We start from the raw sequence: 26,069 nt of genomic DNA, 5'->3' as shown, positions 1-26,069 counted from the left end.
GGCCACCCCGGCCGAGGATATGCGCACGATGGCGCTGCACTCCATCTCTTGGGGTGCCGTCATCGCCGGCGCCGTGATCGCGCTGGTCGCCCAGGTCATCCTGAACATGGTCGGGCTCGGCATCGGTCTCTCGACCGTCGACCCGGCTGGCAGCGGCACCCCGACCGCCGGGTCGCTCTCGTCCGGCGCCGGGATCTGGTTCGTGATCTCCGGCATCCTTGCTTCCACCGCCGGCGGCTGGCTCGCCGGGCGCCTTTCCGGCAAGCCGGCCCGGACCACCACCGCCTACCACGGGCTGATCGCCTGGGCGGTCTCGACCCTGGTCGTCGTGTACCTGCTGTCATCGGCGGTCGGCGGCATCGTCAGCGGCGCGTCGAGCGCGGTGTCGAGCACTCTCGGCGGCGCCGGCAACTTGATCGGCGGCTCTGTGAAGACCGCCGCGCAGGCCGCGGGCCCGTCGCTGCCGGGCATGGACAACCCGTTCTCGAATATCGAGAATCAAGTCCGCGGCACGACCGGCAATGACCCCGAGGCCCTGAAGAACGCTGCCGTCAGCGCCATGCGCGCCGCCGTGACCGGTGACGCCGCCCAGCAGAAGGACGCGCAGGAGAAAGCGGCCCAGGCGCTGGCCAAGGCCCAGAACATCCCGGTCGACCAAGCTCGGACCCAGGTTGCCCAGTACGTGCAGCAGTTCAACGACACGGTCGCCAAGACCAAGGAGCAGGCCAAGCAGGCGGCCGACACCGCCGCCCGCGTCGGCTCGCAGGGGGCGCTCTACGGCGCCCTGGCGCTGATCCTCGGTGCGCTTGCCGCCTTCTTCGCCGGACGCGGTGCAGCGGTCGACCCGGTGCTCACCCGCACCGCCGTCGCCGCCACCACACAGCGTCGAGTCTGATCGTGAACGCCCCCGCCGCCACCGAGCCGTATCGCTCCGGGGCGCAGAACGAGCCGGCGGCGGAGGTTGCCGTCGGCGAGGAGGCGGTCCTCCCGCTGATCGCCGAGACCGCCGGCATCGAAAAGCGGGCGGTGGAGACCGGGCGGGTGCGGGTCACGACGCGCACCGAGACGGTCGAGGAGGTCCTGCGCGAGACCCTGCGCAGCGACATGGTCGGGGTCACCCGGGTGGCCATCAACCGGACTCTGGCCGAGGGCGAAGCGCCCCCGGTGGTCCGCGAGGCGAACGGGGTGACGATCATCCCCATCCTGGAAGAGATCCTCGTCGTCGAGAAGCGCCTCGTCCTGCGGGAGGAGGTGCACGTCCGCCAGACCACGGCGGGCGAGGACGTCGAGATGCCGGTGACGCTGCGCAGACAGCACGCCGTGATCGAACGCGTGTCCCCCGAGGGGCACGTCACGGCCCTGTCCCCTGCACCCCCATCGGAGGTCGAACCATGACCCAGACCATCACCGCCATGTACGACACCTACCCCGAGGCGACGGCCGCGAAGGCCAAGCTTGTGGCCATCGGCATCCCTGAGGTTGGCGTCCGGATCCTATCCGGCAGCGAGGCGGGCACGACGACCGGCGCCGCCACGACCCACGAGGGCGGCATGTGGGGCTCGCTGAAGGAGTTCTTCATGCCGGAGGAGGACCGCCACCTCCACGCCGAGGGACTGAACCGCGGCGGCACCATGCTGACCGCGACCGTAGAGGACGGGTACGCCGAGCGTACCTACGACATCCTGGAGGAGCACGGCTCGGTCGACATGGACGAGCGCGAGGCGTCCTGGCGCAAGGAGGGCTGGAACGGGCAGGCTGCGGGCGCGCCGGTCGCGGCCGTTGCTCCCGCATCGACGACTGCCACGACGGGGCTGCGTGCGGCGGGCTCCACCGAGACCGTCGCGGCTCAGGAGACCGCGCAGCGCACCGACTACATCCCGGTGGTCGAGGAGCGCCTCAACGTCGGCAAGCGCATGGTCGACAGCGGCCGGGTGCGGGTGCGCTCCTACGCGGTCGAGAAGGACGTCAGCGAGAATGTCACCCTGCACGACGAGACCGTACGCGTCGACCGCCGCGTGGTCGACCGGGCGGTGACGCCGGGGGACATGGCCCTGTTCGAGGACAAGGTCATCGAGGCGACCGAAATGCGCGAGCAGGCGGTGGTCTCGAAGGAGGCCCGCGTCGTCGGCGAGGTCGGCATCCGCAAGGACGCGACCCAGCGGGTCGAGACCGTGACCGACAAGGTACGCCACACCGAGGTCGAGGTCACCGACGAGCGGGGTAACGTCGAGCGTACCGGTACGGCCGGCACCGCCGGGACCGCCCCGCGCAAGCCGGTCTGAGCGCCTGGTCGGGAGGGGTCCCGCGGACCTCTCCCTTCTGACGCGCGAACCCTCGGGCAAGCAACAGGCACGGCCGCCGCCCCATGATCCGCATCACCCGATTCCTTGTCCTCTCCTTCGTCATGGCGGCCGGATCCGCCGGCGCCCAGGGCGACGATGCCGCCACGGGCCATCTCCGGACGTCCTGCTCTGGGGACTATCTCAGCCTTTGCAACGGCATGGACCCGAAGGGCCCGGAGGTGGTCGCGTGCTTCGGCAGGAACATGGGCAAGCTCTCGCCCGGCTGCCGGACCGCCATCGACGAATACAAGGCATCCAAGGGAACCGGTTCGAGGTCCTGAGCCGCCCCGAACCCGTACGTCGAACACCCGAACGGGAGAATGAACATGAGTGACGGCTTCCCCTCCATGACCGCCCTGCTCGGGCTGCTCGCCGTGGCGGGCTACCAGAACAAGGACAAGATCGCCGAGATGCTGAAGGGCGCCTCCGAAGCCAACCCGTCCGGTGCCACGCTTGGCCAACCAGGGCTCGACGGCATCCTGGGCAACCTCGGTGGTGCCGGTGCCGGTGGACTGCTCGGCGGGGGCCTCGGCCAGCTGATCGAGCATTTCCGCGGCAACGGTCACGGCGAGGCTGCGGACTCATGGGTCCGGCAGGGCCGGAACACCGAGATTCCGGCTGAGCACATGCATTCCGCCCTCGGCTCCGACCTGCTCGCGACCCTGACAAAGCAGACCGGCCTTTCGAGCGACGAACTCCTTTCCAGGCTCTCACGGGAGCTTCCGTCGGCGGTCGACCGCTACACCCCCGACGGCAGGTTGCCGGCGCACTGACGCGCCTCGCGCCTGAGGACATCCCGCACGCCGGTCGGGTCCTTTTCCGACCGCACGCGCCGGTCGACGCGACCGCAACGAGCACCGTGACGGTGCCATTCGAGGAACACCACCATGGCCAAGACCGCGCACGCCGAGGCTGCCAAGCACCACGAGGCCGCCGCCAAGTCGCACAAGACCGCGGCCGAGCATCACGAGAAGGGCGACGAGACCGCCGCTGCCAAGCACTCGAAGGAGGCCCACGGCCACTCCGAGAAGGCGCACGAAAGCTCGACCAAGGCCCACGGCAAGAGCGCCGGAAAGTAATCGACCCGACCCAATCCCCGGACGCGCATCCCGCGCGTCCGGGACCAAACCAGGAGAAGAACCATGGACGAGAACCGCATCACCGGCGCCGCGAAGGAGTTCGGCGGCAAGGTCCAGGGCGCCGTCGGCGACCTCACCAGCGACCGCGAGACCCAGGCCAAGGGCGCGGCCAACGAGGCCAAGGGCAACGTCGAGAACTTGTACGGGCAGGCCAAGGACGCCGTGCGCGACGTGGCCGACCAGGCCGGCGACCTCGCCCAGGGCGCGCTCAAGCAGGGTCGCGATGCTTTCCCCGACGCCGAGCGCGCCTACCGCCAGGGCGCCGACACGGTGACGAGCTACGCCAAGGAGTCCCCGCTGATGATGGCGGCGATGGCCGGCGCGCTCGGCTACCTCCTCGCCATGGTCGTCCACGGCCGCCGCTAGGCCCGGGAGCCCATCAAAGTCCTCTCGCAGGTCCGGAGCATCGCCGTGAACGATCCCACCCGACCTGCGGGGCCGGCCCCAGCCGCCGATGGCCCTATGCAGGCGGCACGCTCGCCGGCCGGCTTGGCCGATGCCGTGCGCGACCAAGCCGGTGGCTATGCAGACCGGCGCAAGAGCGAGGCGGCCAGCTTCCTGTCCGAACTCGCCCGGGCACTGCGTTCGGGCGGCAAAGAGCTTGACGGACAGACGCAGGCGAAGCCGTTCGTCCACACGGTCGCCGACAACCTCGATGCGCTCTCGGGTCATGTCGCTCGCCGCGGCTGGCGAGAGCTCTATCGTGATGCCGAGGTAGCCGCGCGTAGCAATCCGCTGGCGACGGCCCTGGTGGTGGGAGCGCTCGGGTACGGTGCCTTCCACGTCCTCCGGTCCGGCGAAGGCGATGCCCGCAAGTCGCAGGTTCCTGAGCACAAGCAGGCATGGGGCGGGTATCCGTGAGCGCCGTTCCCCACCCCCCGCCGTCCGGCGGGCTCCAGGGCCTACTCGCCGAAGCACTCCGGGGTGCCGGCGATGTCCTAGGGGGCGAGATCGCCCTGTTCCGCCAGGAGATGGCCGACAACTTGCGACGTCTGATCGTCGGCCTCGCTGCGATGGCCGGCGCGGCCGTGTTCGCAGTCGTCGGCTTCCTGGAGTTGGTCGACGCCTTGGTGAAGTGGCTCGCCACCGTCGTCGGCTCGGAGGCGCTCGCCGCCCTGATCGTCGGCGTCGCCTTCCTCGTCATCGGCGTTGTTCTGGCGTTCTTCGCCAGACGCCGGTTCTCGGTCGACGGGCTCGTCCCGACCCGGACGGGCCGACAGCTTCGGCACGACGCCACCGTCATCAAGGAGCGCGTGACGCATGACGAGTGACGCAGATGCCTTGGAACGCGAGATCGAGGAGAGCCGTGGCCGCCTGGACCGGACGCTCGACAGGCTTACGCAGCGCCTCACCCCCACCGGCATCGTCGAGGACATGCTCGGCACCGTCCGCCGCGACGGGACCGGGGCCGACCTCTACGAGGGCGCCCTCGAAGCGGTCCGCCGCAACCCGGTGCCTGTCCTGCTGATGTGCCTCGGCGTGGCGATGCTGCTGAAGGGTGGCGGGCGGCGACCGGCTGCGACCTACCGCGCCGTGTGCGATCCCGACCGGTACGCCGCGGCGGCCGTCACCTCCAACCCGAACCCCGGGGCCACCATCCCGAAGGAATCCCGCTGATGCGCCCGTACGTCGCCGAGTTCGTCGGCACCTTCGTCCTGGTGTTCTGCGGTTGCGGCAGCGCGGTCCCGGCCGCCGACCACATCGGCTATGCCGGCGTCGCCCTTTCCTTCGGTTTCGTCCTGATGGCGATGGTCTACGCGCTCGGACCGATCTCCGGCTGCCACCTCAATCCTGCGGTGACCCTGGGGCTGACGCTCAGCCGCAAGTTCGACGCCGCCCGTCTGCCTGGCTACGTCGCCGCGCAGGTCCTCGGCGGCATCGTGGCGGCCTACGTCCTCTACGTGGTGGCGCAGGGCCATCCCGGCTTCGACGTCTCCTCGGGCTTCGCATCGAACGGCTACGACGTGCGCTCGCCGGGCCACTACAAAGCGAGTGCCGCGTTCATCGTCGAGTTCGTGATGACGGCGCTCCTCGTCCTCACCATACTCGGGGCGACCGACCTGAAGGCGCCGGTGGGTTTCGCCGGCCTCGCCATCGGCGTCGTCCTGGTGGTGATCCACCTCGTCTCGATCCCGGTGACCAACACCTCGGTCAATCCGGCCCGGAGCATCGGCCCGGCCCTGTTCGCCGGCTGGGACGCCGTGGGGCAGCTCTGGCTATTCGTTCTCGCTCCGCTCCTCGGCGGAGCCGCCGCGGCGGGATTGTACTCGACGATGCGTGCCCTCGATCCGGTGCTGCAGATGCCGGTGCGCCAGGCGGTGCAGGCCCTTCCGGCCGAGCTCGAACAGCGACTGGAGAAGGCGGGCATCAAGCCGACCGAGTTCTAGCACCACCTCCCGAGGGACCCGTCGATGACCACCATACGGACGCTGATCCACGCGGGGAGCAACGACGACCGCTGGTTCCTCTGCCACGGCGACGACCAGGCCGACGTGTTCGTCTTCCACGAGCCGAACGGACCGTCCGGGGGGGCGCCGTCCCGGATCGAGCTTACGAGCTTCCTGGCTTCCGGGAACGGATCGCCCGAGCACCGCGCGCTCCTGACGATGATCGGCTCCCTGGTCGAGGCGGCACATGCGGGCTCGGCCCCGCCCGTACGTGGACCCGAGCCCGGAGCCGCAGGTGCCGAACCGACCCCGGGCGAGGCCGCCTCCTCGATCTGACCCCAAACCCCTCCAAGCCCGCGAGACCGCCATGACCATCGACTATCTCCCGGAACTGCGCCGACCCCTCCCGTTCAGCCTCGCCGTCGTGGCGGCGGTTCTCCTGGTCTGGCTCGTCGTGGCGTCCATCGCCGGCGCCAGGCAGCGGACGACGAGGGACCACCGCATCGGTGATCTGGAAGCCCGGCAGACGGCGCTCCAGGGTGACCTCGACCAGCAGCGGTCGACCGCCGGCACTTTGGCAGCGCTCCAGGCCAGGATCGCCTCGGCCCAGCAGCAGGACCGGGACGCGACCCAGGCCGGCGAGCAGGCCAAGGCGAAGGCGGCGAACCTCGCCTCGGAGCGACAGGCGGCGGAGGGGAAGGCGACCGAGGCGAAGTCCGCATCCGAGGCCGAGGCCAGGAAGCTGGCCGACCTTCAGGCGCAGGTCGGCCAGGCCGAGCAGAAGCTCGCGCCGATGAAGGAGGCCATCACCGCGGCCGAGCAGGCGGCGTCCGCCCGGACGAAGGAGCTCGCCGACGTCGGGCGCCGCCTTGAGGATACGCGCCAGCAGGAGGCCAAGCTGCGTGCCGACATCGCCGCCATGTCCCAGGAGGCGACCGCCAAGACCGCTGACTTGGCCAAGGCCGAGGAGAGCCAGCAGAAGGCCCGCGAGGGCTCGGCCGCGGCGCAGAAGGAACTTGCGGACGCCCGTACCGCCACGGAGCAGTCGACGAGGCAGCGGGGCGAGCTGGAGCAGGCCATCGCCGGCCTCGACGCCAACAAGGACAAGCTGACCGCCGAGATCACCCAGGCCGGCCAGCAACTGCAGCAGGCCAAGGACGGATTGGCGTCGACCCGGAAGGATCTCGCCACGACCCAGGCCGAGCGGGACCGGGTCATCTCCGAGCGCGGTCAGGCCGAGCAGGCCATCCAGAAGCTGACGGCCGACCGTGACGGGGCGACCGCAGCGGTGGAAGCGCTAAGGAAGCAACAGGCCGACGCCCAGGCGCAACTCGCCTCCCTGACCGAGACGCTGGCCACGCGCAACAAGGAGATGGCCACCCTCGAAGACCGGCTCGGGATGACCCGCCAGGAACTCGCGGCAGCCCAGGCTAAGCTCGCGGAAGCCCGGCAGGGGCTCTCGGACCAGCCCCCGGCCATGACGGTGCAGCCCGTTCCGTCCCAGTCTCCGGCGCCCACCACCGTACCGAAGGCGGACTGAACCGGCACATCGTCGATACACCTCGACCTACCCGAAGGGCGAAGACTTGCATTTCCTCGGAATCGACTGGGTCGGCGTCAACGCCGAGAACGGGCGGAAACTCGTCCTTTCGCTCGTGTTCATCGCGGTGGTCGTCGGCGGTGGCATGGGCCTTCGGGCGCTGGTCGGGCTAGTCCTGACCCGCACCGACCATTCCACGCTCCAGACCAAGTTCTGGACGCGCCAGGGCATCAGCCTGCTCGCGGCGGTGCTGCTGGTCCTCGGGCTGCTCTCGATCTGGTTCAACGACCCGGCCCGGCTTGCCACCGCCTTCGGACTGCTCTCGGCCGGCCTCGCCTTCGCCCTGCAGCAGGTGATCACGTCGCTCGCCGGCTACTTTGTGATCCTGCGCGGCTCGACCTTTACGGTGGGCGACCGCATCACCATGGGCGGCGTGCGTGGAGACGTGCTGCGCCTCGGCTTCATCCAGACCACCATCATGGAGATGGGCCAGCCCCCGGCGGTCCAGGGCAGCAGCCCGGCGATGTGGGTCAGGAGCCGCCAGTTCACCGGCCGCATCGTCACCGTGAGCAACGCGCAGATCTTCTCGGAACCGGTGTTCAACTACACCCGCGACTTCCCCTTTATCTGGGAGGAGATGGCTATCCCCATCACCTACGAGTCCGACCGCCTGAAGGTCGAGGCGATCATGCTCGCCGCCGCGCGCCGGCACGCCCTCGACGCCACCGCGATGGCCGGGGAGGCCAAGGCGCGGCTACAGGACCGTTTCGGGGTCAAGCCGGTCGATCTGGAGCCGCGGGTGTTCTTCCGCATCACCGACAACTGGCTGGAGCTCACCGTCCGCTTCATCCTCGGCACACACCAAATTCGTGGGGCCAAGGACGCGATGAGCCGCGAGATCCTGGCCGGCCTGGACGACGCCGGCATCGGCATCGCGTCGGCGACCTACGACATCGTCGGGCTACCGCCGGTCGAGCTCGCCGGTCGGCGCCGCATGGGGCGTGCCGCCGCCTCTTCGGAAACTGCCGAGTGACGACCACGATTCCGTTCCTGGCTGCCCTGGCGGCGGTAGTGCTGGCGCTCGTCCACGTCGTGACGCCTACCTTGCGTTTCCTCGACGGTTCGCCCCGAAGCATCTGGCTGTCGGCCGCCGGCGGGGTCGCGGTGGCCTACGTCTTCGTCCACTTCCTGCCGGAATTAGCCGATGGCGAGGCCAGCGTCGGCCGGATGGCCGGCGGCACCTTCGGGGGCTTTTCGGAGCGGCATGTCTACCTGATCGCGCTTGCCGGCCTGATGGCCTTCTACGGATTGGACCGGTTGGCGAAGGTCGACCGATCACGCCGCGCCGGCCTCGCGGTCACCGATGCCCGGAGTTCCACCGCGGCGTCCGACGTCGGCACCGGGGTCGGCGTGTTCTGTATCCAAATGGCATCCTTCGGCCTCTACAACGGCCTAGTCGGGTACCTCCTCCTGCACCGCGAGGTCATGACCTTCGCCTTCCTGGCCTTCTTCACGGTGGCCATGTCGCTGCATTTCGTGGTCACCGACTACGGCCTGAACGAGGACCACAAGGCGGCCTACCGCAGGATCGGCCGCTGGGTCCTGGCCGCCGCCGTGCTCGCGGGGTTCGCGCTCGGCGCCCTGACGACCGTGTCCGGTGCCGCAATCGCCGCGCTGACCGCCTTCCTCGGCGGCGGCGTGATCCTCAACGTCTTGAAGAACGAGGTGCCGAGCGAGCGGCAGAGCCGGTTCTGGGCCTTCGCGCTGGGAGCGGCCGGGTATTCCGCGTTGCTTCTGACGCTTTGAGCCGTCCTCTCGGAACACGGGCACGGCTCATGCAGACCTCGATGGTCGCCGCCGAGCGGGACGGGACGACGGGACTCGATTCACGGGGATGAGCATGAGGATCAGGACGGGGTACACCATCGGCTACGACACGTTCGGGCCGACGCCGATCATCTACCAACTCGACGTCCATCCGTCGCGGGCCCACGACCTGCTGTCCTCGGATGCGATGCGGGTCGACCCGCCGGTTCCGATGCGGAAGTACACCGACACGTTCGGCAACACCTGCGTGAGGCTGCTCTCGCCCGGCGGGCGGGTCACCGTCTCGGCCGACTTCCTGATCCACGACAGCGGCGAGCCCGACGCCTACGCCCCCGACGCGCGGCAGATCCCGGTCCAGGACTTGCCGGACGAGGTGTTGATCTATCTCCTCGGCTCGCGCTACTGCGACACCGACAAGCTCGCCGGTACCGCGTGGTCGCTCTTCGGCGGGGCGCCCGAGGGGTGGGCGCGGGTCGCGGCCATCGTGACGTGGGCGCACGAGCGCATCCGGTTCGACTACCAGCTCGCCGATGCGACGCGGTCCGCGTTCGACGGGTTCAACCAACGCGTCGGCGTCTGCCGCGACTTCGCCCACCTCGCTGTGACCCTGTGCCGATGCATGAACTTCCCGGCGCGCTACTGCACCGGCTACCTGGGTGACATCGGCGTTCCGGTCGATCCGAACCCGATGGACTTCTCTGCGTGGTTCGAGGTGTTCCTCGACGGTCCCGAGGGGCCGCGATGGTATACCTTCGACGCCCGCCATAACGCCCGCCGGATCGGACGCATCGTGATCGCCCGCGGTCGGGACGCCACCGACGTCGCGATCTCGACGAGCTTCGGCACGGCGCTGCTGGCGCAGTTCGACGTGCACACGGTGGAGGTTGCCGACGAGGCCACGACGGAGCCCCATTCGGGTGCTAGGTCGCCGGCATCCTCGGAGGCCTGAACCGCGGTGACGCCGGAACCTCATCCCACGGCCGGTCCGGCGTCGCATGCGAACCGCCGGTGGGGGCACTCGCAATCGATGGAGGGACGGCCCTTGATCCCCGGCACCACGTCCCGCACCGTCACGCCCGGCGAGGCCATCGCGCTGTGGCATCTGAGGTTGGCCATGCAAGCCGGCAACGACAACATGCCGATGACGGGGCGAGGCCTCGCCTTGGGTGCGGCGCTCGGCGTCCCGCTCGCCTCGACGGCCGCCTTGGCTGCCTGCGTCCGCTTCCTGCTCTAGGCATCCGCATACACCGGTGCGGATCTACGTACGGACGGCTCGAATACAGCCACCGAGCGCCGGAAACCGGATCGCCCGGCCCGTTCACGAATGGGCGAGTGCCCCAAGGTCGTTGCCTTTCGGTGGTACGGACCGCGTACACACACCGGAATTCCCATGGTCCATACCGGATACAACCCACTCCTCGTCGCGCTCTCCATCGTCATCGCGGTCTTCGCGTCCTACGCCGCCCTCGACCTCGGCGCGCGGGTGCGCCGGCCGGACGTCGGTCCGCGCTGGGCCTGGGGTGCGGGCGCGGCGGTGGCGATGGGCGGGGGCATCTGGTCGATGCACTTCGTCGGCATGCTCGCCTTCGAGATGGGACTGCCCGCCGCCTACGACCTCGGCCTGACGCTGCTGTCGCTGCTGATCGCCGTCGGCGTCACCGCCGCCGCCTTCGCCTGGGTGGCGCGCCGGGGCACCGGCACGCGGTCCCTGCTGGTCGCGGGCCCGCTCATGGGAGTCGGCGTGGCGGCGATGCACTACACCGGCATGGCGGCGATGCGCGTGCCCGGCAACTTCGCCTACGACCCTGCCGTCGTGGCGGTGTCGGTCGCCATCGCGGTCACCGCCGCGACCGCCGCCTTGTGGCTGACCTTCCGCCGCAACCGGCCATGGCAGAAGCTCGCCGCCGCCTGCGTGATGGGCCTTGCGGTCGCCGGCATGCACTACACCGGCATGGCGGCGGCGACGTTCACGGCGCAGGAGGCCGGCGCCCACGCCGCGCACGCGACCACACTGGCGACCGGTCAGCGGGACGTCGCCCTGGCGGTGGCCGGCATGACCTTCCTGATCCTGTTCCTCGCGATGATGGCCTCCTCGCTCGACCAACGCCGGGTGCAGCGGCGCCTGCACGTCAGCGAGGCGCGCTTCCGATCCGCCGTCCGGGCCGTCAACGGCATCATGTGGACCACCGACGCCGCCGGACATTTCGTCGAGGAGCAGGCGGGGTGGGCCGGCATTACCGGGCACGCCCCGGAGCAGTACATGGGCGCCGGCTGGGCGAAGGCGATCCATCCCGAGGACCTTCCGGCGACGGTTGCCACCTGGACCGACGCCCTTCGCGCCGGATACCCGTACACTGCCGAGCATCGCGTGCGCACCGCCCACGGCGAATGGCGGCGGTACGTGGCCCGCGCGGTGCCGGTGCGCGACGCCGACGGTACGATCCGGGAATGGGTCGGCGTCCACGAGGACATCACCGAGCGCCACGCGTCCGAGGTCGCCCTGAAGGAGGCCCGGGACGCCGCCGAGGAGCACAGCCGGGCCAAGAGCCGTTTCCTCGCCAACATGAGCCACGAGCTGCGTACGCCGCTGTCCGCGGTGATCGGCTACTCGGAGATGCTGGAGGAGGAGGCGGAGGAGCTCGGCCAGGAGAGCCTGCTGAAGGACCTCGGCAAGATCAAGTCGAACGCCCAGCACCTGCTCGGGCTGATCAACGATGTGCTCGACCTGTCGAAGGTCGAGGCCGAGAAGATGGAACTCTACTCCGAGGACATCGACGTCGCCGACTTCGTCACGGACGCCGCCGGCACCGTGGAGGCTCTGGTGGCCAAGAAGGGGAACGTCTTGGCGCTGGACGTCGCCGGGGATGTCGGCCGGGCGCGCACGGACGCGACCAAGCTGCGCCAGTGTGTGTTCAACCTGCTGTCGAACGCGGCCAAGTTTACCGAGGGCGGCACCATCACGCTGCGGGCCGCCCGCGAGGTCGCCGCGGCCGGCGACTGGCTCCGGTTCACCGTGCGGGACACCGGCATCGGCATGAGCCCCGAGCAGGTCGGGCGGCTATTCGAGCGGTTCACGCAAGCCGACGAGAGCACGACGCGCACCTACGGGGGGACCGGCCTCGGGCTGGCGCTGAGCCGTGCCTTCGCCCAGTTGCTCGGCGGCGACATCACCGTCGAGAGCGTCGAGGGCCAGGGAACCAGCTTCACCCTGCGCGTCCCGGCGGTGGCTCCCGAGCAGGTCGTCGAGGCGGCACCGGTGGCTCCAGAAAACCAGGTGACGGTCGGCGACCTCGTGCTGGTCATCGACGACGAGGCCAACCAGCGCGAACTGATGACCCGGTTCCTGGAACGCCAGCGCTTCGCCGTCCGCACCGCGGGGGACGGGCGTACCGGGCTCGACCTCGCCCGGTCGCTGAAGCCCCGCGCCATCCTGCTCGACGTGATGATGCCGGAGATGGACGGCTGGTCGGTGCTCGCCGCCCTGAAGGCGGAGCCGGGGACCGCCGGTATCCCGGTGGTGATGGTCAGCTTCGTCGCCGACGCGGCCTTGAGCGCCTCGCTCGGCGCGGTGGAGGCGCTGCCCAAGCCGGTGGACTGGACGCGGCTGCGCACGATCCTGGAACAGTTCCGGGAAGCCGACGGCGACGTGCTCGTGGTCGATGACGATGCCGACATGCGTCACCGCCTCCGGACCGTGCTGGAGCGCAACGGCTGGACTGTCCGTGAGGCCGGGAACGGCTGCGAGGCGCTAGACCAAGTCCGGCACGGCGTGCCGCGCCTCGTGCTGCTCGACCTGACCATGCCCGTGATGGACGGGTTCTCTTTCCTGGACCGGCTTCGGGGACTGCCCGGTTGCGCCGAGCTCCCCGTGGTGGTGCTGAGCGCCCGGGACATCACGGCGGCGGAGCGCGACCGGCTGTCCGAGGCCGACCGGGTCCTGCGCAAGGGCGACGCCAGCCTGCAGGACATCGCCACCGAGCTGCGCAAGCTCGACAATCGCCAAACCGATGCCGGGGGTGCGACCCCGACGAGGACCTGGTCGGGAATCCCATAGGCTCCAACCCGTTGTAGGGCATGTGATCCGACCCTTACGACGGCGGAAGTGCTGATCCCTCCGCCGGTGAGGCGTCGGACGGTCTCGACGACAGGTTTGCCCGGAAGGAAATGGATGGAACAAGGTTTGGCGACGGCCGTCCTCTGCATCGTGGGCGGTGGCATCGCCGCCCAGTTGCTCGCCGCGCGCCTGCGCATCCCCGCCATCGTGCTGCTGCTCGCGCTCGGGTTCCTTGTCGGACCCGTGTTCGGCCTGCTGCACCCGTCCCGCGACTTCGGGGAGAACCTGCGACCCTTGATCGGCTTGGCGGTGGCCATCGTGGTGTTTGAGGGTGGTCTCGCGCTCGATTTCCGCGAACTCAGGGCCTCGGGCGAGGGCGTTCTCCGGCTCACCGCCTTCGCGCTGCCGGTCAACTTCGTCCTGGGTACCCTCGCCGCCCACCTCATCGGCGGGATGATGTGGGGCCCCGCGTCGGTCTTCGGCGCCATCCTCGTCGTAACCGGACCGACCGTGATCCTGCCGCTGCTGCGCCACGCCCGCCTGGAGCGGCGGTCTGCCGCCTTCCTGAAGTGGGAGGCCATCGTCAACGACCCGGTCGGGGCCATCCTCACGGCGGTCGTCATCGAGATCCTGGTGGGCGTGCCGCACGACGCCGGCGAGACCCCGGCAGTCGCCCTGGCGATCCACCTCGCCGAGGGCGTGCTGGTGGCGGGCGGTCTCGGCGTTGGCTTTGCCCTCTTGGTGGCCTGGGCATTCCGGCGGGATCTCGTCTCAGAGACGCTCAAAACGCCGGTGCTGCTCGCGCTCGCGCTTGTCGCCTACGTCGTCCCGAACCTTCTCATGCACGAGGCCGGGCTGATCGGCGCGACCGTGTTCGGCATCGCGCTGGCGAACCGCCACGTGCCGGGCTTGGGCGAGTTGCGTCGGTTCAAGGAGGCGCTTGTCGTGCTCCTGGTGTCGTGCCTGTTCGTCGTACTGACCGCCGACCTCGACCTCGGCGTCCTCGGCAAGCTGTCCCTGCCCATCCTCGCTCTCACCGCCGCTGTCCTGTTCGCGGTCCGCCCGGCCGCCATCTGGCTCGCGACGCTGGGCAGCGACCTGTCGCGGCGGGAGCGGCTGTTCGTGGGCTGGATCGGCCCTCGCGGTATCGTCGCGGCTGCCGTCGCCGGTTTGGCCGGTCCCCGTCTGAGCGAGGCGGGCTACGCCGGCGGCGACCTGATCCAGCCCACCGTGTTCGCGGTCATCGTGGCCACGGTCATCCTTCATGGCTTTTCACTGGGACCGCTGGCTCGGCGACTGGGTCTGTCCACCGCGGCCGAGACCCAGCGGCTCGCCGTCGTCGGGGCGTCGCCATGGGCGAGCGACATGGTCGTCGCCCTGCATCGCGCGGGCGTGCCGGTGGTGCTAATCGACACCTACCCTGGCGCGCTTCAGGCTGCTCGTGAGGCGGGGGTGCCAACGCTGCAGGCCGAGCTCCTGTCGCGGCATGCCGAGGAAGGTCTCGCCGACCACCCCCCGGACCATCTGCTCGCTGCGACCCGGGACGAGCTCTACAACGCGCTGGTGTGCACTCGGTTGGCCCCCGAGATCGGCCGCGAGCGCGTCTACCAACTCGCGCCGTCGGCGGACCACCTCCTGCACGCGGACACGGGTGTCAGCCGGGATACCCGCGGCAAGGTTCTCGGCAACGGCACGGTCGACTTCGATGCCCTGGCCGGGCGGCACGAGGCCGGCTGGCGGTTCGAAGTCGTCCTCGCGAATGCGTGGGCGCAGACCGACGCGGTCGCCCTGCTGATCATCGAGACGGACGGGGCGGTGAAACTCCTCTCGGTCGACAACGAGCGTGCCGCCCCCAACGAGGGGGATCGCATGCTTGCCTTCGCCGCGCCGGACATTCCTCGCCTCGATTTAGCGGAAGAGTCATCTCCGGTGCACGCCTGACGAACGGTATCCGAACGGCGTCCGGGCTCGACCGGTTCACTCTCGGGTCGGATGGCCATTGCCGAGGTTCCGCAAGGAGTCAAACCTCGCTCAGTAGGTCAGCGTCGCCCGCAAGCCGACGACCGTGGCGTTCTTGATCCGCCGCCCGAGCGCGTCGCGCGGGTCGGGGATGTTGCCCCCCGGATGGAAAACGTACTGCAGGTTCGGCTGCACCGTCACGCCCGGGCCGAGGACCGCCTGGTACGTGGCCTCGATCAGCGCCTCGAACCGCCGCCGGGGCATCGCGGTGCCCGTCTCCAGGATGGTGTCGCGATCTGCACCCCGGGCCGACGGCGAGATGCGCGCGTACGACACTGCCACGCCCGCCGTGTCGTTCGACCGACCCGGCAGCAGCCCGCGGTAGCCGATGCCAGCGTCGAGGTAGAGGTCGATCAGGTTGCGGTCGCCCGGCGACGTCACCGCCCGCACGAACGCGCTTGCGCCCTGCCCGGCGTCGTCCGGCTCGCGGTACACGGTCTGGTCGATGATCCCGTACAGGCCGTCGTTGCCCCGGAACCTGCGGGCGACCCCGGTTGTCGAAGGGTCGGCGAGCGAGCGACCGGTGTCATCGACCCGGAGAGAATCGAACCGGCCGAAATGGTGCCAGCCCCCGAGCGTCACCGTCCCGGGCTCGACTAGAACCTGACCCGTGCCGGCCCGTTCCTCGAAGTTGTACGCGTAGGCCGCTTCCGCGATCAGGAACGCTGGATCGGACAGCCTGAAGTTTGTGCCGGTGCGGTCGCGCCGTTGCGGGTCCGGGTCGTTCCACTGCCGCGCCGGACCGGCCGGGTCGCCGTCGAACAGACCGACCTGGAATGAGAGGTTCGAGGTCGTGAGGTACTTGGCCCGGATCGCGGGCGCGCCGAACGGGTAGGCCGGACCACCGCTCGGCAGGTTGGTGCCGGCGATGGTCGGCCAGCCGAACGTCGAGTTGATGAACAGCGTCGCGGTCTGGCTCACGAGGAACTCGGTGTCGGCCGCCACCTGTCCGAGCTTGACCGCCAGTTGCCCGTCGAGGAACTGCTGCTCAATCCAGAGCTCGTAGAGGCGGGTGGACGGCAGCGCTTCCAGTTCGCTGATCACGGCAAGGTCGTTGACGGCGGCCCGGGACAGCCCGGCGCCGTTGATCTGGTAGGCCTCGACCCGGAACGCGGCGCCGTGCCAGCCGGCGAGGCGGTCGAGGTCGGCGTCGAGCTGCATGTCGAGCCGCCCGAGGACGGTGGCCGTGCGACGCGTGCCGCCGCTAGTGTCGCCGAGGATGTCGGCAATGGCGTTGAAGCTGAGGACAATCCCTCGGTCAGACAGGAAGCGACGCAGACCCGTAGGATCGGCTGCGTCACCGAGCACGGACTGGATCGAGGTCGTCGCCACCGCCGACGGCTTGCCTGACACCTCGGGCTGGGCGACCGAGGTGCGCGGATCGCCGCCGGCGCCGGTATTCGCGGACTGGGCGACTGCGGCGATGGGTGCGAGGCTGACGATCAGCGCGACGGCGAGCGTATCGCGCAAGGCTCGCACGTGCCCGGAGCGCCCATGGACGGACGGCCGCCACGCGCGTTCGGTGGAGATGTCTGGCAGGATGCAGAACCCTGGGAACCGACGAGCCGCTCGAATGTCCGGTGCGGCGCCCATGCGGCTCGTCGGTCGCCCTCGACTTGGATACGGGGGGCACCATACGGGTGCGGCGCCACCACTCAAAGTTTTTATGGTCTCATCGGCCCGCCGTCACCGGGCCGTTCATCGATTGGATCACCCATGAAGCCGTCGGATCCGCCGGTCGACGCCAGCGCCGCGCCCTCGACCACGACGGGCATCGCGGGGCCGACCCGGCCGAGCGAGCCGCTATGGGCCATGGCGTTCGACGCGGATGGGCGGGGACGGTCCGTCCCGCCGGCGCAGGCGGCGAGCGACCTTGACGCGTTCGGCGGCGGGTTCCTGTGGTTGCACTACGACCTGGATGCGGCGGATCTGGTCGGTCGGGCGAGCGAAGGTAGGTTCGGTCCCACCCGGCTCGCCACCGCCGTGTTCGCGCCCGACGAGCACCAGCGCATCACTGTCGAGGCCGACCACATCGGGGGCGTCGTCGCCGACCTCGCCCGCCCGGGAGCCAAGCCCGTCCCGGCGGGCAGGCTCCACTTCGTCTTGGGACCACGCAGCCTCGTCAGCGGCCGCCGCGGACCGGCGGAAAGCCCGGACGCGACCCGCGCGGCGGTCGAGGGGGGCCACACCGTCGCCTCGCCGACCTTGCTCCTTGAGACCCTTGTCGGGCACGTCGTGTCGGCGATGGCCACCACCGGGCAGAGGCTCTCGGACGCACTCGACGGGATCGAGGACCACATCCTCGACGGACGGCCCCGCGACGACCGCCGCCGGCTCGGGCCCGTCCGCCGCAACGCGGTGCGCCTGCATCGGCAGATCGCCGGCCTCGCCGCCGTGTTCCACCGGCTGGAGACGGACGGGGCGACGGACAACGTCCACGGGCCGGCGGTCGCGGCGGCGGCCCGGCTCGCGCAGCGCCTCGATGCGCTAGACCGCGATATGACCCTGCAGGCGGAGCGGGCTCGGCTGCTGCAAGAAGAGGTGTCCGAACGCATCGCCGAGGCGACGAACCGGCAGCTCTACGTCCTGTCGGTGCTGTCGGCGCTGTTCCTTCCGCCGACCTTCGTCACCGGCTTGTTCGGGATGAACGTGAAGGGGCTGCCCTTGGGCGACGATCCGCACGGTTTCCTTTTCGTGTGCGGCCTAAGCTTGGCATCGGCCGTCCTAGCCTTTGCCGTCATACGATTGCTCGGCATTCGTCCACCCAGGGGGTGAGCATACCCTTCGCGACCGTTCTGACCGTGAGCGGATCACTTCCGTTGGCCGTGTTCCGATGCCGCGCATCTCGTTGGGAACGAAGTGGCTGTCCGAAGGCTCGCCATTTGGAACTGTGACTTCTCAAGCGTCGTCCGGACGACGGTCGCCGCGCTCGCCATCGCGTGCGAGCAGCACGGCGACGAGTTCGGCCAGGCGCGACGGGAGGTCCGCGTTCTCGGGAGGTACCATTCGCCTCGACAGTACCCGAGCGACTTAGGTGAGGGCCGGTCGGGCTTCGCCACCTTGATAATGATTGCAATGGATCATGGCTGCGGCCTTCGCGAACGCGGATCATCCGACGGGCGCGGCCGACGAAATGTTCGATGTGGTGATACGAGAAGAAGAGCGCCAAGCGTCTTTGGTTGCATTCCTTCCTGGGCGCCATTTCGGATGAGTTTCACACCCGATATGAAAGCGAGGTCACCTGGACTGGGCAGGCTCCGGTCGTGGCATCTCTCCGGTTCTTCAAGGTCGATCTCGAGGTCGACCTGCATAACGGCGAGATGCTTCCATTCGTTGGATCGTCCGCGGAACCTGTGCATGACCGGCGGAACGCGTCTGTTTGGGTCGCAACACGGAGGGTGAGGTCGCGTTGATCCCACAGTCGACGGCGCTCCTTCGAGAGGCGTGTCAGGGAGCGAACACCGATGGCTACCGAGACCGAACGCACTCACCTCGACATCCACGACCGGTCCAGCCGCGAGTCCTACGCCAAGCTGTTCGGGGTCAGTGAGGAGCAACTCCGCAAGGCCGTGCGCCTCGTAGGCAGCCGCGTCACCACACTGCGCGGCCACCTCCGGCGTTGAGGCCGGGGCCGCTCACAGCTTGCGGGTGGGGGCGACGAACGGGTTGGTCTTGGTGGCCGAGCCGTTCCTGCAGTAGCACACCTCCAGACGGTCCAGGCCGGCCGTGCTCTTGGCCAGCGCAACCTTGATGATCGTGCCCTCGCCCTTCACGTCGAGCGCGTCAGTCAGTCTAAGCGCCTCTACGAACCGCACGTCCTTTAACTGCAGTACCGACGAGCCGGCTGCCAACTCCACCAGATAGTTCAAGCCACGCCCAAGCTTCCACTTCGGCCAACTCATCGTCAGGTTGAGCCCGGTCGCGTTGTGGGTGAACCGCACGTCGATCCACTCGTCAGTAATTCAGCTTGGCGTGCAACACCTAAATTTCTGCCTCATAGAAACCACCTCGACCATCCTCTTACAAGTGTTCAGCGACAGATTGCTCGTGGCCCGGCTGTATGATGGTGTTCTCGCAGTCGCGGGGCGCTCGTCGGCCCAACGCAATTCCAATGTAGTGGCCGTCGACATCGACGGGATGTGCTTTCTTCAACGACTAGTCGCGGGCTGGACCTCAATAACCCTTTACTTCGCCGACTCTCGGTTAAATAATATCAATTCTGCCCCTCTGCAAATTCGCAGCATGCCAGTGTGTCTATGAATGTCTGCTATGCAGGCGTTGCCGAGCTTGCCTAAATGACAGAGATGGGCGCAGAGCCGAACGGCCGGTTTTGCGCGCGATAACGATCAGGCATGGCGTAGTCCGGCCGTAAGCGGAACGGCCGCTTCGGAGATGATCGGCTGGATAAGCGGACGGCCTCCTATCGACCCAACCCAGCCGCCGGAAGCGCTGTCGGCGTTCCCCCGAAGCGGACGTTTGTCAGCCCTCCGGCAACTTCTGCTCGGGGTGGCAATCAGACCTTAGCCCTTCGCCCCGAAGCGGACGTTCGGTTTCCGATCCATGGCACGCACGGCTGCGAGGCTTACACCCCAACCGAACTTCCTGGAGGGCCAAGCCTTGCCTTATTGCGTCAGTTGAGCGCCTACGCACTTTACAACCATAAGTTGCATTGTATCGTAGCACGCACTGCCAGGCGACGATGATCGTGAGCGACCGCCCGGAGGATCAAGGCTGTGTTCCGCGTGGTGTTGAAGTAAAGCATCTGATCGTAGGGGGCATGACATGGTGGTAGTGCTCGACCCTCGGACCGGAAAACTCGTCCAGATCCGCGTCCTGCCTCGACCGCCGTCAAAGCCAACGAAGTAGTTAGCAAGGTGCGCCTGCAGCGGGGCACGAGGTTGCAGTCACTCAGTTGACCTGCGACCGCGATCCATCCCCACGGGCCAACGCTTGACCGACCCTAAACAATGCGCCTTTGACCTCCTTCAGACCTGACATCACGTCGTGCTGCTCCATCAGCGCATGCACGATGATGAGGTGATCCGCGATGGTGTCGAGCGGTGCCACGGCCTGTGTGGCCACGTGTGTTGGCGGTGGAACGAACCTCTCGATACCACCATACGCTGCGATCTCAGTCGCCTCGGTCGGAGCAAACTCGATCATGGACCCGAGATAGCCGAGGAACGAGCGCCCCGGCGGTCCAAATGAGGGAACGCCTCCAGCCGCCAGCCACCGCACCGACCCGTCTGCGCACCGAATGCGGAAGCGGACGCTGAACTCGGCTTGGGCTTGGGCGGCCTCCGCGAGGATGGCCCTGACAGCACCCTGGTCGCTCTCCAGGACTGACGTGGTCCAGCCGTCCCGGTACGCGGCCTCACGTGTCTGCCCGGCGTAGGAGAACCATTCGAGGCAGATGTACGTGACTTCGCCCTGAGCGTCGGTCGTGAAAATCACCAGCACCTCCCGCCTCAGTTCGGTCGGGCCAACATGCTGACACAACCTTTGAACGCACAAGTCGTTCGCGTTACAACCAAGCGGGATGGTACCCCCTACGACCGCACACGACCGACAATCTTTGGAGGGCAATATGCTCAACGAGAAAGACGCTCGTCATGAGAGTTTGAAGCGGATTGCAGATACGCTTCGCATATCCGTAGATGACTTGTATGGCTTTGGCGAAGATTTTATAAAATTTGAGCAAACCGATCGAATGATGCAATTGTGGGAGCATCTTACTACTGACAGATTGCGTGAAGATGCGTTGGATGCCATCCAGGGCCTCATTCAGCACAAAACATAGCAAGATACTGTTACGGGCGCGAGTACTCGCTATTTTGGGGCGGCGTTCGGTTCGCGGCTGCTGTCTGCTACTCGTTCGAAGTGCTCCTGGGCACGTGGGATCGATGTTGATCATAGAAGGCGGCCAGCGTGCCGTCCCCCTGTCTTGATTGGTCGCGCGGCTTTATCTTACGAAGTGCTTGGAAGCAGACATTCCCAAGGCCTGCTTCGGGTGGGAAACAGTCCTCGCTGGCGCGACCGAAAGAAGACCTCGCTTCGCCGGGACAAACGGCGGAGCATGGATCGTCGACCGCGCCCTTCGTTCTTACTGCTGCGCCTCGCGGGCCTTGCGAGCCATCTCGTTGAGGGTCGTCACCGCTTCGTCGAAGCGTTGTTCCGCCTCGGCTTGACGCTGGAAGCGGACCCGCTGCACCAGGATCTCACGCGGGGTGGGCCGCTCTTGGAAGAGCGACATGACCTCGTCGATGAAGTCGGCCAGTGACAGGTATCCTTGGCGTGTCGCCTGTCCCGGGGTGAGGTCGGTCTGCACTGCCGGCGGCACCAGCTCGATGACCTCGACCTTGCCCTTAAGCGCCTCGCGCAGCGCGACCGTGTAGCTGTGCAGGGCGGCCTTGGTCGCCGAGTAGGTCGGGGCCGACACGAGAGGCACGAAGGCTAGACCGGAGGTGACGTTCACCAAGGCAGCATCGGGCTGCCGGCCGAGATGATCGATCAGGCCGTCGGTCAGCCGGATGGGGCCGAGCAGATTGGTGATGACCGTTGCCTCCGCGTCCGAGAGGTCGCGAGGCTGGTCCAGCGCCTCGGAGCGCATGATCCCGGCGTTGTTGATGACCACGTTGAGGGCCGGATGCTCGGCCGTCACGCGTCGTGCGAAATCGGCCACGCCCTCAGCGCTGTCGGCATCGAACGCCATGGCATGCATGTTCGGACGTCCGGCAATCGTCCGCTGCAACGCCTCCGTCCGCCTGCCGGCGACGATGACGGTGTTGCCGAGGTCGTGGAAGCGTTGGGCGAGGGCTTGGCCGATGCCGGAGCCGCCGCCGGTGATGAGGATGGTGTTCCCTGACGTCTTCATGTGAGCGACCTTCGTTGTTGTCGCCCATGAGGTTATGGATCATGCTCTCCGAACCGAAGTAGGCACCGAAAAGATTTATACGCACCAAACGGAGAGTGTCGGATGCGTAGGGCAGAGGCCGATCCACGGATCGAGGAGCGTCGGAAGGAACAGGTCCCGACCGAGACCGACCCGGCCATCGAGGCGTTGGTCCAAGACATTATCGGCAAGGTAGCCGACAAGTGGACCATGCTGATCCTCGAAGCCCTGCACGAGCGCGGCACGCTGCGTTTCACCCAACTCGGCAAGGCGGTCGGCCGCATCAGCCAAAAGATGCTGACCCAGACAGTTCGCCAGATGGAACAGGACGGCTTGGTGCGTCGGACGGTGCACCCGGTGATCCCGCCCCACGTGGACTACGCGCTCACGCCGCTTGGTGAGAGCCTGGGTGCCGCATTCTGCGGTGTGTGGATCTGGGCGGAGACGCACCATGCCGAGATCAAGCGGGCACGCGAGGCTTTTGCGTCGCGAGCGTGCCGACGACCCGTTCAGGCGTAACTTGGTCTTACCCAGAGGCTGACCGCAGCTCCCCGGGTCTAATTAGGGCGCCTGCAAGCGGACCTTCCGAAGGTCTGTGAAGGGGTCGTGAGCGGGAACGGCGGTGATGTCCGCTTCCATCGGTTACTGCTTGTAAGCAGACCGGCAGAAAACCACCCAACCCAGCCATTCAGAAGTGCGCGCCGACCGGACCGCATTTGGCCGAAAGCCGATGAGTTGCCCAAGGAGGTAAGCCGCGAAAGCGGACAGACCTTCACCAACCCAATCCGCCAGCAAAAGCTGCTGCAAGCGCTGCTCCATAGCAGACATAAGCTCTGGTGAGTGAGAAGGTCGCGGAAGAACGTTCCCTCATGGTCAGCCGCAAGTGATCAGCGAAGTCAGGGTTTCAGCTGGCGCCAGTCCGCTTTACAGGATATTGACCGTCTGCCTGAGCCTCCAAGGGCTTGATACGCCCGGCCCAGTAATTTTTTACGCTAATCCGGCCTTCCGTCCCGTAAGTGCCTAGGTTCGCAAAGTAGTGATTCGGCACTCGCTACGCTTCCTGTCGAGGGCGGAGACCAGTTGCGCAGTTCTCGCTCATATCCACCGGCTCTCGCTCGGCGCATCTTTCCAGAGCACGGCAGTCACTTATCTCCGAATGGGAGCCCCTACCGTAGCATTGCAGGCGAAACTCTGTTCCATACATCGCCATCGATCGCCGTTCAAAGATCTCGTGCCCCGCGTACGGCCCTGAAACCGCGCGGCTTCCAGGTACCGATTTCGAAGGCCTCGACGTAGACGGCCGGACGAGGGCTGCCTCGATTGAGACCTGCTTCAACCGTTGGATCGACTTCCGCTTCATACCTGCCGCGTGACCGGTTGGGGGCAGAGCAGGAGCAGACGTATCAACGCCGCTTGCCGACGTGTCTCCGTCTTATCGAAGATGCGGCGCAGGTGCACGCGTGCGGTGTTCAGCGTGATCCCGCGGCGGGTCGCGCTCGCCACCAGATCGTTCCCAGCCAGCATCTCGAGGGCAAACGCGGCCTCGGCGGGCGTAAGACCGAATTGCACCTGCAGCATTTCCTGCCGGGGCAGCCGGATGGCAGCGGGATCGATCAGGCGCAGGAGCACCGCCGACTCGGCCGACGCGAAGGCTATCGGGGCCAGCGCGCTCGCGGCGATCAGCAAGGTCCTGTCCTCGCTCACAAGACGGATCGAGTCGCCGCCATTGAGCGTGCAACCCGAGACCATCTTGCGAAGGGCCGCCGTGTCGTTCGGCACGCTGGCGCAGAGATGACCGTTCACGAGCCGCAACGGAACACCGCGCACCATAGCTCGGGCGGCGCAATTCAGGAACAGCACGCGTCCGCAGGTCGCTATGACCGCCACCCCTTCCTCGAGATGCTCGATGAAAGCCTCAAGCGCGGCGGCGACGCGCGTCGGATCGACCCGGGCGTGTTGCGGTCCGTCGGCGTCAACCGCCCGGTCTGAGCCGGCCCCGCTCAGGTCACCACTAGGCGCCAGCGAGGCGCCCGGCATCATCGGGGTTGGGTCTTTGGCAGCCAACATGAGCGATCCCTCCTCCGCTCGAGGTCAAACGTCTCCTGAGCGCCGACAAAGTGTAGTTCGTCGCATCCAAACGGGTGTGAGGTTCGTCACTCTTGCACCGCGCAGAAGAACAGTGCGACCGCGGCGCTCCTGCTGGCGCCGGAGTCTGGTGGCGGGCGGCGGCGCGATTAGCAAGACCGCAACGCGCCCCTCCGGCCGGTCATGACTGTCTCTGATCGCCACGGGATTCAATCTCCGTTGACGATCGACACAGCCGGCTACGCCCGATGTTGAAGCGGGAGGGCCTTGTCCCGGTTTCGTGTCCGACAGTAGTATGCTGCCGCGCGTCGGCGAGACACCGGAGATGCCATCCGCCATCGGCATGCAGTGGATACAGTCCGATATGCTTGGGTTTGGGCGAGACAACAGATCTTTATGGGCTACGCCATCGGTCTTCAGGATCATCGGCGGAAGCGTGCCACGGGTGTTCCGACCCGGGCCGGGAGCCTGACCCGTGCTGTCCGACAGAGCCGCCGCGGCGCTCGACAAGCGATGCATGCTGTCGCAGCACGAGCTGTTTACGGACGCGCCGCAAACTGTCATCGAGCGCCTCGCCATGCGCGCGCAGCGCCTCACGTTTCGCTGCGGGCAACGCATCTTTCGCCGCGGCGACGAGAGCCACGGACTGCTCGCCGTCGTGAGCGGGCACGTTCGGATCTCGACGCCGTGTCCGGAGGGCCGGTCCGAGCTCATCTTGAACCTGATCGGGCCGAACGAGGTCTTCGGCGAAATCGCGCTTCTCGATGATGGGCCACGCACGGCCGACGCGATCGCAGCGACGCGCTGCTGCCTCCTGCTAATGGAGCGGCGCGACCTGCTGCCCCTGGTCAACGACTTCCCGATGCTGGCCGTCCGGCTCCTGGCGATCCTGAGCGGACGGCTGCGGCGGACCAGCCAGCAATTATCGGATCACGCCTTCGTCTGCGCCGAGCAGCGCCTGGCCAAAACCCTGCTCATGCTGGCCGGCGCCCCGGACCGCAACGGCAACCGCGTGCTGACCACGCAACGCGAACTCGGCAACATGGTCGGCCTTTCCCGCGAGGGGACCAACCGGCATCTCTCAGCGTGGCAGCGCAAAGGATATATCACTATAGCGCCTGGCGCCTGCACCGTGTTCAATCGGACGGCCTTGCAAAAAATCGCCTTTAGCCATACTTAATTTTTTTTAAATTGTGGCGAATTGCATTATAATGAGTTACAGTATCTCTGCATCGAAGCGATTTGACGGATTTTACGTTGTTATTTTAGCGTCAAGAAATACATCAATATTTAAAGCACATTCGGTTGTGATGCCGCGCGCACCTGTGTGCTGAAAGGCTCTGACCTTTGCAGGATCGCAGGCATCCTGAGCCGATCGGACTTCGAATGCCCGACGAGAGTCAGGTGTGCGGCTCGACAGGTTTACGGCGCGAACTGCAACCCGAAACCATGAAGCGGCCTGAACCCTCGGCACGCCGACACCGGCCAGCGATCGGGGAGTGCTCGACGGGACCGCGGAGGACGTGGCTAGAACCGCGCCGAGCATTCAAAAAATACGTTGCTCGAATCACACGCCCCGATATAATTTCCGACGCGCAGATGCCAGCATGATGACTGCCGTTCAAAATCTAACAGGCGCGCGTAGAATCTTATCGATAAAACGGCACGCAAAACACTTTGAACTGCGCAAATGATATCGTCAATTCGGCTCATATACCAGCGCTTTCATCTCTTCCCGCTCGGTTATTTCTTAGACAACTATCAGGTGATCGGAACGCCAACTC

The 26,069-nt window shown here is 67.3% G+C and carries 29 protein-coding genes; 24 read left to right on the top strand and 5 right to left on the bottom strand.

Going from position 1 to position 26,069, the window contains the following annotated elements; translation table 11 throughout:
• Nucleotides 1-19: 19 nt before the first annotated feature.
• The 19 genes from FVA80_RS24370 to FVA80_RS24280 all read left to right on the top strand — a co-directional run bounded on the left by FVA80_RS24370 (nt 20) and on the right by FVA80_RS24280 (nt 15,230).
• Nucleotides 20-895, top strand: coding sequence for a PhnA-like protein (locus FVA80_RS24370; protein ID WP_243959480.1), 876 nt, complete (start codon nt 20-22; stop codon nt 893-895).
• A 2-nt stretch (nt 896-897) separates the two neighbouring features.
• Nucleotides 898-1,395, top strand: coding sequence for a YsnF/AvaK domain-containing protein (locus FVA80_RS24365; protein WP_243972356.1), 498 nt, complete (start codon nt 898-900; stop codon nt 1,393-1,395).
• Nucleotides 1,392-2,282, top strand: coding sequence for a YsnF/AvaK domain-containing protein (locus FVA80_RS24360; protein WP_147907787.1), 891 nt, complete (start codon nt 1,392-1,394; stop codon nt 2,280-2,282). Before FVA80_RS24365 ends, FVA80_RS24360 begins: the two co-directional genes overlap by 4 nt.
• Before the next feature lie 83 nt (nt 2,283-2,365).
• Nucleotides 2,366-2,623: a 3',5'-cyclic-nucleotide phosphodiesterase gene (locus FVA80_RS24355; protein WP_147907786.1), complete on the top strand. Its 258-nt coding sequence runs from the start codon at nt 2,366-2,368 to the stop codon at nt 2,621-2,623.
• 45 nt (nt 2,624-2,668) lie between these two features.
• Nucleotides 2,669-3,115 (top strand): YidB family protein, encoded by a 447-nt coding sequence (locus FVA80_RS24350; RefSeq protein ID WP_147907785.1) that lies wholly within the window; start codon nt 2,669-2,671, stop codon nt 3,113-3,115.
• Nucleotides 3,116-3,229: 114 nt separating this feature from the next.
• Nucleotides 3,230-3,421 carry a hypothetical protein gene (locus FVA80_RS24345; protein WP_147907784.1) on the top strand — a complete coding sequence of 64 codons (192 nt, stop codon included), beginning with the start codon at nt 3,230-3,232 and terminating at the stop codon, nt 3,419-3,421.
• A gap of 63 nt (nt 3,422-3,484) precedes the next feature.
• Nucleotides 3,485-3,847, top strand: a complete 363-nt coding sequence (locus FVA80_RS24340) for a CsbD family protein (RefSeq protein WP_147907783.1) — start codon at nt 3,485-3,487, stop codon at nt 3,845-3,847.
• Between the two features lie 96 nt (nt 3,848-3,943).
• A complete protein-coding gene (locus FVA80_RS24335) occupies nt 3,944-4,342 on the top strand; it encodes a hypothetical protein (protein WP_147957885.1) in 399 nt (132 codons plus the stop codon).
• Nucleotides 4,339-4,752, top strand: coding sequence for a phage holin family protein (locus tag FVA80_RS24330; RefSeq protein ID WP_243959425.1), 414 nt, complete (start codon nt 4,339-4,341; stop codon nt 4,750-4,752). Before FVA80_RS24335 ends, FVA80_RS24330 begins: the two co-directional genes overlap by 4 nt.
• Entirely contained in the window at nt 4,742-5,098 is a 357-nt protein-coding gene (locus tag FVA80_RS24325; protein ID WP_147907780.1) for a DUF3618 domain-containing protein, read from the top strand. Before FVA80_RS24330 ends, FVA80_RS24325 begins: the two co-directional genes overlap by 11 nt.
• Nucleotides 5,098-5,868: an aquaporin Z gene (gene aqpZ / locus FVA80_RS24320; protein WP_147907779.1), complete on the top strand. Its 771-nt coding sequence runs from the start codon at nt 5,098-5,100 to the stop codon at nt 5,866-5,868. Before FVA80_RS24325 ends, aqpZ begins: the two co-directional genes overlap by 1 nt.
• Nucleotides 5,869-5,892: 24 nt before the next feature.
• Nucleotides 5,893-6,204, top strand: a complete 312-nt coding sequence (locus tag FVA80_RS24315) for a hypothetical protein (protein ID WP_147907778.1) — start codon at nt 5,893-5,895, stop codon at nt 6,202-6,204.
• A gap of 31 nt (nt 6,205-6,235) precedes the next feature.
• Nucleotides 6,236-7,408: a chromosome partitioning protein ParA gene (locus FVA80_RS24310; RefSeq protein WP_147907777.1), complete on the top strand. Its 1,173-nt coding sequence runs from the start codon at nt 6,236-6,238 to the stop codon at nt 7,406-7,408.
• A 46-nt stretch (nt 7,409-7,454) separates the two neighbouring features.
• Entirely contained in the window at nt 7,455-8,441 is a 987-nt protein-coding gene (locus FVA80_RS24305) for a mechanosensitive ion channel domain-containing protein (protein ID WP_147907776.1), read from the top strand.
• Nucleotides 8,438-9,214, top strand: a complete 777-nt coding sequence (locus tag FVA80_RS24300; RefSeq protein ID WP_210249190.1) for a hypothetical protein — start codon at nt 8,438-8,440, stop codon at nt 9,212-9,214. Before FVA80_RS24305 ends, FVA80_RS24300 begins: the two co-directional genes overlap by 4 nt.
• A 94-nt stretch (nt 9,215-9,308) precedes the next feature.
• Nucleotides 9,309-10,184: a transglutaminase family protein gene (locus FVA80_RS24295; RefSeq protein ID WP_147907775.1), complete on the top strand. Its 876-nt coding sequence runs from the start codon at nt 9,309-9,311 to the stop codon at nt 10,182-10,184.
• Between the two features lie 93 nt (nt 10,185-10,277).
• A complete protein-coding gene (locus FVA80_RS24290; RefSeq protein WP_147907774.1) occupies nt 10,278-10,469 on the top strand; it encodes a hypothetical protein in 192 nt (63 codons plus the stop codon).
• Between the two features lie 156 nt (nt 10,470-10,625).
• Nucleotides 10,626-13,289, top strand: a complete 2,664-nt coding sequence (locus FVA80_RS24285) for an MHYT domain-containing protein (protein ID WP_147907773.1) — start codon at nt 10,626-10,628, stop codon at nt 13,287-13,289.
• 114 nt (nt 13,290-13,403) lie between these two features.
• A complete protein-coding gene (locus tag FVA80_RS24280) occupies nt 13,404-15,230 on the top strand; it encodes a sodium:proton antiporter (protein ID WP_147907772.1) in 1,827 nt (608 codons plus the stop codon).
• Between the two features lie 90 nt (nt 15,231-15,320).
• Here the strand turns inward: FVA80_RS24280 and FVA80_RS24275 are convergent, their stop codons facing one another.
• Nucleotides 15,321-16,787, bottom strand: a complete 1,467-nt coding sequence (locus FVA80_RS24275; RefSeq protein WP_243959475.1) for a carbohydrate porin — start codon at nt 16,785-16,787, stop codon at nt 15,321-15,323.
• Nucleotides 16,788-17,024: 237 nt separating this feature from the next.
• On the opposite strand from FVA80_RS24275, the gene FVA80_RS24270 reads away from it, so the two are divergent.
• Both FVA80_RS24270 and FVA80_RS24265 read left to right on the top strand, forming a co-directional pair.
• Entirely contained in the window at nt 17,025-18,083 is a 1,059-nt protein-coding gene (locus FVA80_RS24270; protein WP_246692123.1) for a CorA family divalent cation transporter, read from the top strand.
• A 689-nt stretch (nt 18,084-18,772) separates the two neighbouring features.
• The gene (locus FVA80_RS24265) at nt 18,773-18,931 is read left to right on the top strand and encodes a DUF3606 domain-containing protein (protein WP_147907770.1); all 159 of its coding nucleotides are present in this window, start codon (nt 18,773-18,775) and stop codon (nt 18,929-18,931) included.
• 12 nt (nt 18,932-18,943) lie between these two features.
• On the opposite strand, the gene FVA80_RS24260 is transcribed toward FVA80_RS24265, so the two are convergent.
• Both FVA80_RS24260 and FVA80_RS24255 read right to left on the bottom strand, forming a co-directional pair.
• Nucleotides 18,944-19,249: a hypothetical protein gene (locus FVA80_RS24260; protein ID WP_147907769.1), complete on the bottom strand. Its 306-nt coding sequence runs from the start codon at nt 19,247-19,249 to the stop codon at nt 18,944-18,946.
• Between the two features lie 967 nt (nt 19,250-20,216).
• Complete coding sequence (locus tag FVA80_RS24255) at nt 20,217-20,762, bottom strand: PAS domain-containing protein (RefSeq protein ID WP_187193493.1); 546 nt, start codon at nt 20,760-20,762, stop codon at nt 20,217-20,219.
• A 133-nt stretch (nt 20,763-20,895) separates the two neighbouring features.
• Between FVA80_RS24255 and FVA80_RS24250 the strand changes: the two genes are divergently transcribed.
• Entirely contained in the window at nt 20,896-21,108 is a 213-nt protein-coding gene (locus tag FVA80_RS24250) for a hypothetical protein (protein WP_147907767.1), read from the top strand.
• Nucleotides 21,109-21,411: 303 nt separating this feature from the next.
• On the opposite strand, the gene FVA80_RS24245 is transcribed toward FVA80_RS24250, so the two are convergent.
• Nucleotides 21,412-22,182, bottom strand: a complete 771-nt coding sequence (locus tag FVA80_RS24245) for an SDR family oxidoreductase (RefSeq protein ID WP_147907766.1) — start codon at nt 22,180-22,182, stop codon at nt 21,412-21,414.
• 102 nt (nt 22,183-22,284) lie between these two features.
• Between FVA80_RS24245 and FVA80_RS24240 the strand changes: the two genes are divergently transcribed.
• Entirely contained in the window at nt 22,285-22,719 is a 435-nt protein-coding gene (locus FVA80_RS24240) for a helix-turn-helix domain-containing protein (protein WP_147907765.1), read from the top strand.
• A gap of 837 nt (nt 22,720-23,556) precedes the next feature.
• On the opposite strand, the gene FVA80_RS24235 is transcribed toward FVA80_RS24240, so the two are convergent.
• Nucleotides 23,557-24,267 carry a helix-turn-helix transcriptional regulator gene (locus tag FVA80_RS24235; RefSeq protein ID WP_246692122.1) on the bottom strand — a complete coding sequence of 237 codons (711 nt, stop codon included), beginning with the start codon at nt 24,265-24,267 and terminating at the stop codon, nt 23,557-23,559.
• 493 nt (nt 24,268-24,760) lie between these two features.
• Here FVA80_RS24235 and FVA80_RS24230 point away from each other — a divergent pair, with 493 nt between their 5' ends.
• Nucleotides 24,761-25,465 (top strand): Crp/Fnr family transcriptional regulator, encoded by a 705-nt coding sequence (locus FVA80_RS24230; protein ID WP_147907764.1) that lies wholly within the window; start codon nt 24,761-24,763, stop codon nt 25,463-25,465.
• Nucleotides 25,466-26,069: the final 604 nt, after the last annotated feature.

The sequence above is a fragment of the Methylobacterium sp. WL1 genome (genome assembly GCF_008000895.1).
In the GTDB taxonomy this organism is placed as follows: domain Bacteria; phylum Pseudomonadota; class Alphaproteobacteria; order Rhizobiales; family Beijerinckiaceae; genus Methylobacterium.
Note: the sequence above shows the minus strand (reverse complement) of the source record. Positions and strands in the feature narration are given on the sequence as shown.